This is a genomic window from Acinetobacter sp. ANC 4910 (assembly GCF_004331035.1).
GTDB lineage: Bacteria > Pseudomonadota > Gammaproteobacteria > Pseudomonadales > Moraxellaceae > Acinetobacter.
In genome coordinates this window covers 298,541-312,175 of the sequence record NZ_SJNT01000003.1, presented here as the reverse complement: position 1 = coordinate 312,175, position 13,635 = coordinate 298,541, and the positions used below count along the sequence as shown (strand labels likewise).

At 38.9% G+C, this 13,635-nt stretch carries 12 protein-coding genes and 3 tRNA genes; 4 read left to right on the top strand and 11 right to left on the bottom strand.

Annotated features, from left to right (window positions below; all coding sequences use genetic code 11):
• Positions 1-107: 107 nt before the first annotated feature.
• Entirely contained in the window at positions 108-2,189 is a 2,082-nt protein-coding gene (gene ppk1, locus E0H82_RS04805; protein ID WP_131263532.1) for a polyphosphate kinase 1, read from the top strand.
• 34 nt (positions 2,190-2,223) lie between these two features.
• Here ppk1 and E0H82_RS04800 read toward each other — a convergent pair whose 3' ends face one another.
• The 8 genes from E0H82_RS04800 to E0H82_RS04765 all read right to left on the bottom strand — a co-directional run bounded on the left by E0H82_RS04800 (position 2,224) and on the right by E0H82_RS04765 (position 6,085).
• Entirely contained in the window at positions 2,224-2,853 is a 630-nt protein-coding gene (locus E0H82_RS04800; protein WP_131263530.1) for a response regulator transcription factor, read from the bottom strand.
• Between the two features lie 230 nt (positions 2,854-3,083).
• On the bottom strand, positions 3,084-3,527 hold the full coding sequence (locus E0H82_RS04795) for a DUF2726 domain-containing protein (RefSeq protein ID WP_228258621.1): 444 nt from the start codon (positions 3,525-3,527) through the stop codon (positions 3,084-3,086).
• A gap of 53 nt (positions 3,528-3,580) precedes the next feature.
• A tRNA-Asn gene (locus E0H82_RS04790) sits at positions 3,581-3,656 on the bottom strand.
• Positions 3,657-3,755: 99 nt separating this feature from the next.
• Positions 3,756-4,061, bottom strand: a complete 306-nt coding sequence (locus E0H82_RS04785; protein ID WP_131263528.1) for a hypothetical protein — start codon at positions 4,059-4,061, stop codon at positions 3,756-3,758.
• A 132-nt stretch (positions 4,062-4,193) separates the two neighbouring features.
• Positions 4,194-4,269: transfer RNA gene (locus tag E0H82_RS04780), tRNA-Asn, on the bottom strand.
• Between the two features lie 9 nt (positions 4,270-4,278).
• A tRNA-Asn gene (locus E0H82_RS04775) sits at positions 4,279-4,354 on the bottom strand.
• 147 nt (positions 4,355-4,501) lie between these two features.
• On the bottom strand, positions 4,502-5,128 hold the full coding sequence (locus E0H82_RS04770; protein WP_116761857.1) for a superoxide dismutase: 627 nt from the start codon (positions 5,126-5,128) through the stop codon (positions 4,502-4,504).
• A gap of 198 nt (positions 5,129-5,326) precedes the next feature.
• Complete coding sequence (locus E0H82_RS04765; RefSeq protein ID WP_131263526.1) at positions 5,327-6,085, bottom strand: Nif3-like dinuclear metal center hexameric protein; 759 nt, start codon at positions 6,083-6,085, stop codon at positions 5,327-5,329.
• Between the two features lie 167 nt (positions 6,086-6,252).
• Between E0H82_RS04765 and E0H82_RS04760 the strand changes: the two genes are divergently transcribed.
• The 3 genes from E0H82_RS04760 (at position 6,253) to E0H82_RS04750 (ending at position 9,241) form a co-directional block, all read left to right on the top strand.
• Entirely contained in the window at positions 6,253-7,434 is a 1,182-nt protein-coding gene (locus tag E0H82_RS04760) for a S1C family serine protease (protein ID WP_131263524.1), read from the top strand.
• Positions 7,435-7,581: 147 nt separating this feature from the next.
• Positions 7,582-8,574, top strand: a complete 993-nt coding sequence (locus E0H82_RS04755; protein WP_131263522.1) for an NAD(P)H-quinone oxidoreductase — start codon at positions 7,582-7,584, stop codon at positions 8,572-8,574.
• Between the two features lie 160 nt (positions 8,575-8,734).
• On the top strand, positions 8,735-9,241 hold the full coding sequence (locus tag E0H82_RS04750; RefSeq protein WP_131263520.1) for a hypothetical protein: 507 nt from the start codon (positions 8,735-8,737) through the stop codon (positions 9,239-9,241).
• Between the two features lie 63 nt (positions 9,242-9,304).
• Here the strand turns inward: E0H82_RS04750 and E0H82_RS04745 are convergent, their stop codons facing one another.
• From E0H82_RS04745 to E0H82_RS04735, 3 genes are all read right to left on the bottom strand, one after another.
• Complete coding sequence (locus tag E0H82_RS04745; RefSeq protein ID WP_131263518.1) at positions 9,305-10,645, bottom strand: CitMHS family transporter; 1,341 nt, start codon at positions 10,643-10,645, stop codon at positions 9,305-9,307.
• Between the two features lie 240 nt (positions 10,646-10,885).
• Positions 10,886-12,214: a hemolysin family protein gene (locus E0H82_RS04740; protein WP_131263516.1), complete on the bottom strand. Its 1,329-nt coding sequence runs from the start codon at positions 12,212-12,214 to the stop codon at positions 10,886-10,888.
• A gap of 129 nt (positions 12,215-12,343) precedes the next feature.
• Positions 12,344-13,333, bottom strand: coding sequence for a LysR family transcriptional regulator (locus E0H82_RS04735; RefSeq protein WP_131263514.1), 990 nt, complete (start codon positions 13,331-13,333; stop codon positions 12,344-12,346).
• Between the last annotated feature and the right edge of the window lie 302 nt (positions 13,334-13,635).

Here is a 13,635-nt window from a genome sequence, read left to right as displayed (position 1 = left end):
ATAAAGCACCATAAGCCCAAATTATTTTGGGCTTTTTTATGAAAATGTCACAAAATTGAAGCATACTTATGGCTATACAGATAACGTCTTAAAATCATGGGTTGATTATGAATACGGCGGCACAGACTCCATTAGAGCCAGTTGAATATACTTATAATGATCGATTTATTAATCGTGAACTTTCAATTTTAGATTTCCATTTACGTGTTCTTGAGCAAGCTGTTGATCCGTTGCATCCATTGCTAGAACGCATGAACTTCTTGCTTATTTTTTCAAGAAATTTAGATGAGTTCTTTGAAATTCGCGTTGCGGGCATGTTGGAACAGTTGGACTTGGGCAATGAAAGTCATACCCCCGATGGTCTGACCCCAAAACAGGTTTTAGATCAAATTTCGCAAACGACACATGCTGCGATTGAACGCCAATACCGTATTTTAAATGAAGAAATTTTAGCGAAACTGCGCGAAGAAGATATTTGTTTTTTACGTCGTGGTGAGCTAACTCCAGCCCAATCTTCTTGGGTGAAAAAGTATTTCCAAGAACAGGTTGCCCCAGTATTAACGCCGATTAGTTTAGACCCTGCACATCCATTCCCACGTTTAGTTAACAAAAGCTTGAACTTCATTGTAACTTTGGAAGGTAAAGATGCTTTTGGTCGTCAAATTGATTTAGCTGTCGTACCTGCACCACGTTCATTACCGCGTGTTGTACGCTTACCCGATGAACTGACGGGGGGGAAAGAACACCATGTCATGCTATCTGCGATTATTCATGAGCATGTTTCCGACCTATTCCCTGGAATGACTGCGACTGGCTGTTATCAGTTCCGTGTAACGCGGAATGCGGACTTGGCTTTAAATGAAGATGTCGAAGATTTAGCGAAAGCGTTAAAAGGTGAGTTAAACTCGCGTCGTTTTGGTCGTGCAGTACGTTTAGAGGTCACTGAAAATTGCCCTAAACATATTTATGATTACTTGCTTAATGAATTCGATTTAGAAGAAGAGCAGTTGTATAAGGTGGATGGTCCAGTAAATTTGGCACGATTGTTGTCAAATTTTAAGCGTCCGCATTTGCGCTATGACTCACATACGCCTGTAATTCCTAAAGTGTTGAAAAAATCTGAAAACATTTTTTCAGCGATGCAAAAGCAAGATATTTTATTGCACCATCCCTTTGAGTCGTTTGCCCCAGTCATTAACTTGTTACGTGAGGCTGCGCGAGATCCACAAGTCCTTGCGATTAAGCAAACGTTATACCGTAGTGGCGCAGACTCTGAGATTGTGCAAGTACTGGCGGAAGCAGCGCGTAATGGCAAAGAAGTCACCGCGGTGATTGAGTTACGTGCTCGTTTCGATGAAGAGTCGAATATTGCAGTGGCCAATGTTTTGCAAGAAGCTGGTGCTGTGGTGGTGTATGGTATTGTCGGCTATAAAACGCATGCCAAAATGATTTTAGTTGTCCGCCGTGAAAATAATAAATTGGTACGTTATGTTCATTTAGGTACTGGAAACTACCATGCAGGCAATGCCCGTATTTATACCGACTTCGGTTTGCTCACAACTGACAAAGAACTGTGTGAAGATGTACATCGCATTTTCCAAGAGTTAACAGGTATGGGCAAAATGGCAAAGCTGAAAAAGCTTTTGCATGCGCCATTTACGTTACATGCCCAGTTGGTCAATTTTATTGATGATGAAATTGCCAATGCCAAAGCAGGAAAGCCGGCACAAATTATTGTGAAGGTGAATGCCCTGACGGAATTGCAGTTAATTAATAAACTGTATGAAGCTTCGCAGGCGGGCGTGCAGATAGACCTTATTATTCGCTCTATTTGTTGTTTACGTCCTGGGCTTCCGGGTTTGTCAGAAAATATTCGTGTACGTTCTGTAGTTGGGCGTTTCTTGGAACATACACGGGTTTACTATTTTAGTAATAATGGCAACCCGCATATCTACTGCTCAAGTGCGGACTGGATGGATCGTAATTTATTTAATCGTGTTGAAGCTTGTTTCCCAATTGAAGATTCCGCATTAAAAAAACGGATTTATCAGCAGGGCTTACTCACCTATCTAAAAGACAATCAGCAAGCATGGCTATTACAAGGTGATGGTTCATGGGTACGTGCTCAAGTGGCAGAAGGGGAAGAGCCGCATAATGCCCAACGTACCTTATTAGAAATCATTAAATAACAGTCAAAAGAAAGAGCCTCAAGTAGGCTCTTTTTTATTTATGGCTTAAATGCCGGTAAATCGATTTGATCCGACCTTCTACGCTGTAAAGAGGAATCCCCAATTTATGTGCAATTTCACGAGTATTTAACTGATTTGCGAGCAAAGATAAAATCTCTAACTCGACATCAGAGAACAATTGACTTGGGCTTTCTTTAAAATGGTTGATGAACTGTTGTGCTTGGCTTTGGGTCTGAGCATTGAGAATATATTGTGCCAATTCTCCATGTAAGGTTGCACCACCCCTTAAAATGGTTCTGATCTGTTGCAGAATCTCACGGTCAGTTTGCTCAGTAAAAAAGTAGCCATATGCGCCAGATTGAATTCCACGGAAGATTTGTTCGGTTTGCCCTTTGGGTGCCAGCAAAATAATGACTACATAAGGGTGATAAGTTTTTAATGAGCGTATTAAATCGTGTAAAGGCACTTGTGTAAAATTGAGATCGACTAGGACAATATTGGGTAAATGTAAACGGTAGATTTCAAGTGCATCATCTAAATAAGGTGTAGAGTGAATTAAAGGCGCAGGGTAGCCTAACTCCATCAATAATATTCTAAGGCGAAGGTCTAAATTCATTTCTTCCGAGAGAATTAATACGGGTGCTGGGAGTAAAAGCTCATTCACTATTTTTTTGTCCTAAACTTGAGCATCCAATTATATTTTGACTGTGTTCCAAATACTGAAAATGTTCTATACCTGTAAATTGGGATTTTCTGTCTCTGGTGCTAGTGTAAGTATTTGTTGAATAAAAATTAATTGAAAATGGTTTTAATTTTGTTGTGAATTTTAGGTAATTTGTTGAGATTGTTTTTTTATTAGAATAAATGTTCATGAATATTGTTGTTTAAGGATGATTAAAGTAAATCTTTGCGTAGTCCGCGTGCACTTGGTATAGAGGTATAACGAAATACCGTATAACCTGCTTCTGTCAGCATTAAGTCACGTTGACGGTCTTCATCTTCTTTACCAATATGGCTTGGATCATCTAATTCAACAATTGCAATAACTTTCATATCACGATTTAACACCACAAAATCTGTGACTTTTCGATTGAATTGTTGGCGTATTTTGAACTGGTCACTGGTAATTAGGGCACTAAATGCGACTTGTGCCAAAATATGATGTTCAGGCAGTGCTTCATGCAGTCGAACAAACATTTTCTGTTCAAAGGCAGTAATGAGAGGTTTTTGATAAAATTGCTGACGTTTCCAAAACAGATGTTGGAATAGCATCAAAAGCAAAACAGAACTTGCTAGACAGCCAATAATAAAGAATAGCGTTTGAATTGATGTAAACACAAATTGAACTCAATAAAAAACCCACTACAAAACTGAGTGGGCTTTTAGAATCTTGGCTCTCCAACCTGGGCTCGAACCAGGGACCTGCGGATTAACAGTCCGTCGCTCTACCGACTGAGCTATTGGAGAATCTGGAACGCATTTTAGGGGGCTAAGTGTAAGTGGTCAAGTAAAAAGTTAAAAAATTCAAACATTTTGAGTTAAGTGAATTAAAAATAGGCAAATAGATTATTTAATACGCTGTATCGCATCAATATAAGCGGCTTGTGTCTTGAGGGGATTGGCTTGGCGACATGAATTGATCAACTGCATAAGTTCTTGTTGATTCATATCGGTACGAATTTGCTTTTGAATAGCTGTTAAGACGGTTGGGTTTTTTTCAGCTAAATCACGACTACATTGATATAAGCGTTCGTACATGAGGGCAGAAGCAGACTTATTATTTTCGGACTTTTGTGTGCATTGAAAGGCAGCAAAAATAACCACAATCATAATAATCCAAAAAATCAGGGATTTTAGCCAAGGCATATTCATTCTTATTCTCTGTGCTACTGTTTCATCATAAAGATAGTTAAAATATGGCTAAATTACAATTTGGAATAAGACCGCTCTTGGAATTTGGACAATAAAAAACCCACGTCATAATGCGTGGGTTTTTTAGAATCTTGGCTCTTCCACCTGGGCTCGAACCAGGGACCTGCGGATTAACAGTCCGTCGCTCTACCGACTGAGCTATGGAAGAATAGTAGATTGGCTCTCCAACCTGGGCTCGAACCAGGGACCTGCGGATTAACAGTCCGTCGCTCTACCGACTGAGCTATTGGAGAATCTGGAACGCATTTTAGGGATGAAAGTGAGAGTCGTCAACCCGTTCCTGAAGATAATTGTTTCATTTGATTTATAATTATTCAGTTAAAGCCTAAAAATGAAAAAATCACCCGTAAAGGGTGATTTTTTATGCAGAAAAATAAAAATTATTTTTCAACGCCAGCAGCTTGACCTGCATATTTAGCATTTGCATAGTCCCAGTTCACTAAGCTTTCTAAGAAAGTTGTGATGTATTTAGGACGAGCATTGCGGAAATCGATGTAGTAAGCATGTTCCCAAACGTCAATAGTTAATACTGCTACTTTACCGTGAGCAAGTGGAGTATCTGCATTTGCAGTTTTCATAATAGAAAGCGCGCCATTTACTTCGTCAGCCACTAACCAAGCCCAGCCTGAACCGAACTGAGTTGTTGCTGCAGCAGCAAATTCTTCAGCAAATTTTTCGTATGAACCAAAAGTTTCATCAATTTTTGCTGCTAATGCACCAGTTGCTTTACCGCCACCGTTTTTAGCCATACAGTTCCAGTAGAACGTGTGGTTCCAAACTTGAGCTGCATTGTTAAAAACACCTACTTTAGCTGCATCACCAGCAGAAGCTTTGATGATTTCTTCTAAAGTTTTACCTTCAAGGTCAGTGCCTTTGATTAAGTTGTTTAAGTTAACAACGTAAGTATTGTGGTGTTTGTCGTGATGGTATTCTAAAGTTTCTTTGCTGATATGAGGAGCAAGATCTTCATAGCCATATGGAAGTGCTGGTAAAGTGATCGTTGTCATGATTTCAATTCCTTGCATTTTGCTGGGTTTTGACATTAAGTGGCACTATTGTAAAGGATAATAGGCTAAATTTGCGTAATACTTTTAAATAACAATACAGAATAAAGCTCGAATTTATACGTATATAAAAAATACTTTAAATCTAAACACACTGCTTTAAATCCATATTTTAAGTAAGGAAAATTTGCCAAACCAAAATTAAATCGGATTGTTTAATTCGAAATAACTATACTCAAGATTAAACTGTTCTGAAATAGCTTGCCCTAAGCGTTGTACACCATAGCGTTCGGTCGCATGATGTCCACAAGCGTAGTAATGCACATCCAATTCTTTGGCTTCATAATACGTTCGTTCGCTGACTTCTCCAGATATGTAGGCATCACAAAGTTGCTCAGCAGCTTTGCCAATAAAGTCTTGAGCTGCACCTGTACAGAAACCTACTTTTTGAATGGTCTGTTTATCCGCCTTTAAATGAATGGTTTTAAAGCCTAAGCGTTCCGTGAGGATTTCCTTGAAAGCTTCTGGAGAAATCGCTTGCTTTAAATAACCAATATTGCCAATAGGATGGCGTTCTGAAGCATCTAAAGCCTCAATATTTTCCAGCTCTAAAATTTCAGCAATTGCAGCATTATTGCCCAGCATGGGGTGCGAATCTAACGGTAAGTGATAAGCCATTAATGAAATATCATTTTTGATCAATGATTTAATGCGTTTACCGCGCATACCTGTAATGGGGTAGGGTTCACCTTTCCAAAAATAACCATGATGGACTAAGAGTAGATCCGCTTGTTGTGCAATCGCAGCATCAATTGCTTCTTGGGATGCAGTGACGGCACAGAGAATTTTTTTGACTTCTGAATTTCCTTCAATTTGTAAACCATTGGGCGCATAGTCTTTAAATTCTTGGTTTTTTAAAGTGTCATTACACCATTGTAAAATTTCTTGCAGTGTTGCCATAAAAATCTCTTAAGTTACGAATTAATATCATCAAAACATAGTTTGAATTGTAACTAAAGCATCACAAAACTCTTGCATGAATTTTGTGTATCGAACTGTATTTGCCTTTACAATAAACATAAATTCTTCGTTATTAAGAAATTAAAATATTTTAAGAGGATAGAAACGTGCGCCGGACCTTTACATGGTTACCTTGGGTGTTACTCATTATTGTCATTATTGGTTTTATTGCATGGCAACAAAACCAAAAACCAAAAGCGCCTGTTGCTCCCGATGGCGTAAAAATGCCTGCTGAAAAAGTTGAACCACTAATTGATACTTCAAGAACGGGCGGGGTCGTATCTTATCGTGCTGCGGTAAAAGTTGCTGCACCAGCAGTAGTCAATATTTTTACCACACAGAAAGTCAAACAACTTGATCACCCGCTCATGAATGATCCAGCATTCAGAGAGTTTTTTGGTAACCAAATTCCAGAGCAATTAAATCCTGAACAAAATGAAAATAGTCTGGGTTCTGGGGTGATTGTTCGCCCAGATGGTTATATTTTGACTAATAATCATGTAGTTTCTCAGGCTGATCAAATTATTGTTGCATTACAAGATGGTCGACGTGCTGCAGCAAAAATTATTGGCACAGATCCTGATACTGATTTAGCTGTGATTAAAATTGAGTTAGATAAATTGCCAGTATTACCCTTTAAGTTGAGTGGTAATGAAGTCGGGGATGTGGTCCTAGCGATTGGTAACCCATTTGGTGTTGGTCAAACTGTAACGCAAGGGATTATCTCTGCGACTGGGCGTTCAGATTTAGGCATTAATACTTATGAAGACTTTATTCAAACTGATGCAGCGATTAATCCTGGTAACTCAGGGGGAGCCCTGATTGATGTGGCAGGCAATTTAATTGGGGTCAATACGGCTATTTTCTCACAATCAGGCGGCTCACTGGGGATAGGCTTTGCGATTCCTGCAAAAATCTGTCAGCAAGTGCTTAATTCAATTTTGAAAGATGGTCGTGTGGTTCGTGGTTGGTTGGGTATTAGTTTAATGCCTGTACAGCAAGAAAATATTATTGAACCGAAACAAGCGGGTGTGGTTGTTGCAGACGTGCTGAAAAATGGGCCAGCAGCTCAAGCAGGATTATTAAAAGGCGATAAAATTACTCAAGTGAATGAGGAAAAAATTACCTCGGCATCACATTTGATTAATTATGTGGCACTACAGGCACCGAACAGTACCGTCAAAATTCAAGTCGAACGTGGGGATAAACCATTAAGTCTGGATGTGGTGGTTGGAGAACGTAAACTTCAAAATTCGGATTCACAATATATTCCGTTACCGCAAAGATAAATATTTTAAAACAAGCTCCTGAAAAGGGGCTTTTTTATGGCTAGAGCAAACGACATTAAGCGAATTGATAAGGACGTTTTACTTCATTCATTTAAATGTTTGTGGTCAAATACAGCATGAGAATATAAAGCAATATAGGGAAAAGTCATGACAAATCCAATGATGCATCAGGTAGTGATTACCGAAGTAGGTGGACCAGAAAAATTAGCCATTGAGCAAACTGATGTGCCAGAACCTAAAGCTGATGAGGTTTTGGTTCAGGTACATGCTTTTGGACTAAATCGTCCAGATATTTTACAGCGTCAAGGTCTATATCCCATGCCAAAAGGTGTGACTCCTGTACCGGGTTTGGAAGTTGCAGGTGAAGTCGTTGCAGTCGGTTCCGCTGTGCTGAAGTTTAAAGTTGGTGATCAGGTGTGTGGTTTAACCAATGGTGGTGGTTATGCCGAATATTGTGTTGTACCGGAAAGCCAAACTTTAAACATTCCAGCGGGCTTAAGCTACGTGCAGGCTGCGGCAATTCCGGAAACATTTTTTACGGTATGGGCCAATGTGTTTCAAATGGGTAAAGCCAAAGCAGGAGAAACGGTACTCATTCATGGTGGTACCAGCGGTATTGGTACAACGGCATTAATGCTTTGTAATGCGCTTGGGCTTAAAACCTTTGCAACCGTAGGTTCAGACGAAAAAGTTCAGTCAATTGCTCATTTAACTGATGCAATTAATTATAAAACGCAAAATTTCGAAAGTTATATTCTGGAAAAAACAGCACAAGCTGGGGTTGATGTAATTTTAGATATTGTGGGTGCACCGTACCTAGAACAAAACTTGAACTTATTACGTAAAGACGGTCGTTTGGTCTACATTGCGTTTCTGGGTGGGGCAAAAGCCAAAGAGGTTAAGCTCGGTCAAATTATGATGAAGCGTTTGACCATTACAGGCTCGACCATGCGTGCGCGTAATACGGCCGAAAAAGCAGAAATTCGCCAAGGTTTGCAAGAGCATGTTTGGCCGTTGTTAGAACAAGGTCAATGTATTCCAATGATCTATAAAACTTTTAAATTTGACCAAATTCAAGATGCACATCGTGCTATGGATACAGGTGAGCATATTGGTAAAATTGTGGTTGAAGTGATTTAACCCATTGAGTTATTGATTATGAAGTGAGCTTGAATATAGTGTCATGAGAATATATTCAAGCTTCTCTTCATGTTCATACCTGTGCTTGAAGTAAAGACTGCTCTTTATGTTGGAAATATGAGAGAATAGTAGATTCCCTTTTAATGTAAATGAGCAGTGCATGACTGAACAATCTCCTGAGCAATTAAGTGATATCGAAATTTTAGACGTCTTAAAGTCTATGAAAAACGATAAACTCAATGTTGAAGCCAATCAAATCATTCGTGATGGAGGCAAGGCTGGACGTCAGGAAGCACATAAACAGGCTTTAGTAGCATTACACCAATCTTTTGAAGAAAATTTTGTTGAAGCAGTGACGTTGGCTTTACATTTAAATTCAACTCAAGCGAAAAAAATTCGTTATAAAAAAGACCGTATTCGTATTTTAAAAGCGCAAGGGATTGATTATTTAGCCATTGATGGTGCCGAAACGGCACAAGTTCTGGCGCAAATTGCACAAGCAATTACCCGTGAAGAAGCGATTGTGACAGAAGATTTACATAATATTTTCCCATTCTGGAAACAGGGTTGGCCAATGGTGCAGTTCGACAACGCCTACAAAATTCTAGAAGATGATATTTTGATTCACTATCAATCTGTTTTAGATGCTTTATTAGAAAAGTATTAATTTTTTAATACGCAATTAAAATAAAAAAGAGCACCATGAGATGCTCTTTTTTATGAGTAGTTTTTATCCAAGTGTTGAATAAAGTGGAAATATTCCAAAGATTACAGCAGTGACCAACATCACTAAGCAAGTAATAACAGCCCACTTAATTGTGAACTCTTGGTGTTCGCCAAAATTGATTCCTGCAAGTCCGCACAATAAATAAGTCGATGGAACCAAAGGTGATAATAGATGTACAGGTTGTCCAACAATGGCAGCGCGAGCCATTTCTGCAGGGCTAATGCCATAATGCCCAGCAGCTTCAGACAATACGGGTAGTACACCAAAATAGAAGGCATCATTTGACATAAAGAAGGTGAGCGGCATACTAATCACAGCAGTGATGGGGGCTAGATAAGGTCCCATGCTTGGAGGAATAATTGCTACCAATTGTTTGGACATAGCATCGACCATGCCAGTGCCTGAAAGAATACCCGTAAATATACCTGCCGCAAAAATAATACCGACTACAGCCAATGCACTTGCAGAGTGATTACCCACTAAACGCTTTTGCATATCTAAATCTGGATAATTCACAATCAGCGCAATACATAATGCCACCATAAACAAAATGGGTGCAGGTAAAATACCCATGACTAAGGCAAACATGAGGCCTAGAGTTAACACTGCATTAAATACACGCAGATGATGACGGTTCGCTTCAGGGACTTGAGAGATTTGAATGTTATCTCCATGACTAATATCTAATTCAACTATCCCAATACGTTTACGTTCCATGCGACCATACATAAAACCTAAAAAGTATAACCAGATAATTGCGACAAACATTGGAAATAGCATTGGTACAAATACATCATTCGGGTCTACGTGTAGTGCAGTTGCAGCACGTGCCGTTGGTCCACCCCATGGAGTTAAATTCATGATGCCGCTGGCAAGCATCATTAAGCACGCCATAATCAAAGGGCTCATACCAATACGTTTATATAGTGGTAGCATCGCAGCAACACAGATCATATAAGTCGTTGAACCATCACCGTCTAATGACACAATCAAGGTCAATGTGATTGTCCCTAAAGTCACTTTCAGAGGGTCGCCTTTGACTTGTTTTAAAATCCATTTCACAGATGGATCAAACAAGCCTGTATCAATCATGATTGCAAAATAAAGAATAGCGAATAACAGCATGACACCCGTCGGGGCTAGTTTTTTGATCCCCTCCATCATCATGTTGCCTAATTCTGAAATATTAAATCCTGCTAGACTGTCAACAAAAAAGCTTAAAGCATACGTAATCAATGCAAAAAGAATTGGGATTAAAGTTAAAGCGACAAGAGCGCTTAAACGCTTGGACATGATTAAATACATAAAGCAAATAATCATGCCCAAGCCTAAGATAGTCAGCATGGATCAGTCCTTTGAGTGTGATAGTTTTATTTAATATTTGAGTGAAATTTATAGTATTCAAATACTGGTATTTTTTAAAGATTATTTAACAAATGGTATTTTTTATTCTATTTTTCTAATAAATAATATATATCGCTAAAGTATGTCAGAGTACTAAATTGGTATGGATTTGCATGAATTTGGTGCAAAAAAAGCCTTGCATCATTTGCAAGACTTAGAAAGTAAGAAATAGCTGAACCTTTATTCTTGCGGTTCCGTATCATTGGAGTCTTTTGGCTCTGGAAGTAGGCGAGTCACTAACAGTTGGTCAATCTTGAAATGATCGACATCCACGACTTCAAATTTATAACCACCAAAAATTACCACATCTGCTGGGCGTGGAATTTTACGTAAGCGGTACATCATAAAGCCAGCCAGCGTCTCATAATTCTTTTCATCAGGCATTTCATCAATTTCGAGAGCATGCTTCATATCCTCAATGGGCGTACTGCCATCGATCAGCCATGAATTATCGTCGCGTTTAATAATTTGTTGCTCTGCTTCAATAGGGGTAACCCAATCACCCATGACCGTAATCATAATATCGGACAGCGTGATGACACCTACTACCAAGGCATATTCATTGATTACCACTGCAAATTTTTCTTTGGTTGAGCGAAAACGATCTAGAACCTCAGATAAGGTCAGCGTGTCTGGAATAGTTAAGACATTACGAATGGTACTTTCATTGAGTTGCAGTAAAGATTGATTATTCAGAATACGGACCAGAATGTCTTTGGCATCGACATAACCAATCACATCATCAATATTTTCACTACAGACAACAAACTTGGAATAGGGATATTCAGCCAGTTTTTGACGAATGCTGTCCTCTGCCTCATTTAAAGTAAAGTAAATGACATTTTCACGTGTGGTCATACTTGAGGGAACATTACGTTCTTCAAGTTCAAGTACATTCTCAATAAAGTGATGTTCTTGCTTTAATAACACGCCAGCTTGAGCACCAGCATCCATGACCGCAGAAATATCATCAAAGGTAATATTGTCGTCACGTATTGTATTTACTTTGAACAAACGAAACAGTAGGTTAGCTAAAGAGTTAATGATCCAAGCCAAAGGTTTGCAAACTTTAATAAAGACTTGAATGGGGTTAATGACTGCAATAGAGATTTTTTCAGGTGCAATCATAGCCAAACGTTTTGGCATTAAATCGGCAAATAAAATGAATAGTGAGGTTACTAAGGTAAAAGAAAGTGCAAAGCTAATGCTTTCCGCCCAAGCACCTGAGTAAAAACGAGAAACAAAACTCATGAAGTAAGGTCGAAATGCACCTTCACCTAAAATACCACCCAAAATTGCGACTGCATTTAGACCAATTTGAGAAGCTGCAAAAAAATCAGCAGAATTTTCCTGCAAATCTAAAACTTTTTGCGCTCGCTCTTCGCCAGCTTCGGCCAGAATTTTCAATTTGACTTTGCGCGCACCAGCAAGTGCAATTTCAGTCAGAGACAGAAATCCCGCCCCTGTAATCAGAAGTGCGATGATTATAATATTCTGGAACAGACTCACGAAATCCACCTGCGGATCATCATTATTATGAAATATTTTTAACACAAAAAAGCACTAGGGGAATAATCGAATTATGCCCGAAGTGCTAACAGTATAATCTTAAAAAAGAAGAATTTAAGAAAAATCTAATTAATAATGTGAAAATTGTGAGTTATTTAATAAAAATTCACGATTTTCTTCTTCGATCATTTGACGAGCGACATATAAAATTAACTGGCGTAACCAACGGTGTGCTGGATGATGATGTAACAGAGGACACCATGCCATTTTTAACTCGAATTCAGGAATGTAGAATGGCGGATCTTTGATCAGTAACTGTTGGCTCTTGGCTTGTAAACGCGCAATACGTGTTGGCAAAGTCGCAATCAAATCGACATTTGATGCTAATAGTGCCGGCATTTGATAATGGCGAGTAAAGACAGAAATTTTACGCTTTTGCCCGATACGTTCTAATGCTTGATCAATCCAACCCAAGCCCGCTTGTTTTTCAGGATTTACCCCAAAACCTACACCCATACCTGTTTTAGACACCCAAATATGTTGTGCATCGAGATAACTTTTTAAGTTTAAATTTGATGCAGCAGGGTGCTTACCATTCAATAAGCAGGAAAAACTGTCACGCCATACTAAAACTTGATGGAAACTTTGCGGAATTTCGTTAAATCGGTTGATGGCTAAATCGACTTTACCTTGTTCCATATCACGATAGGACACGTCACTCGGAGTTAAAAAGTCCAACACGACGTTGGGTGCTTCTGAGCGTAAGGCTTTGACTAAACGAGGAACCAAAGTGGCCTCGGCATAGTCAGAAGTCATAATGCGAAAAACACGATTAGAGGTATAAGGGCGGAACTCAGTACGTGGTTCTAAAATCATGGAAAGGTCTGACAACGCATCGCGAATTCGTGGCTGTAATTCAAGCGCACGTTCGGTAGGGGTCATACCTTCGGAAGAACGAATCAATAGAGGGTCATTAAAGAGATTACGAAGGCGACGTAAGATGTTACTCATTGCAGGTTGGGTAACGCCCAATTGTTCTGCTGCACGCGTGACATTTTTTTCACGCAATAATACATCAAGATAAATGAGTAAATTAAGGTCGACCCGCTCCAGATTCATAAAATAAATACCAAGAATAAACTTATGAAATTATGTTGATTATGCCATAAGCGATAAGGCTTGTGTAGAAAATATGATGAAAAAAAGCTGGCGGGAGGTGAAACGAAGTGCGAATGAATAGTAAAGGAAAATGACTAAAAATAAAAGTTAAAGCCTTAAAAACGAACAAGCCATGATTTTGAGTTCATGGTTAAAGTGCCCTAGTGTTTATGGTTTTTTCGACTTAAAGAATTACGAGATAAGGAGCAATCGAGTTTATATTTTATACAGTTGTATTTAAATGTTCGAACTCAAAACTGCGA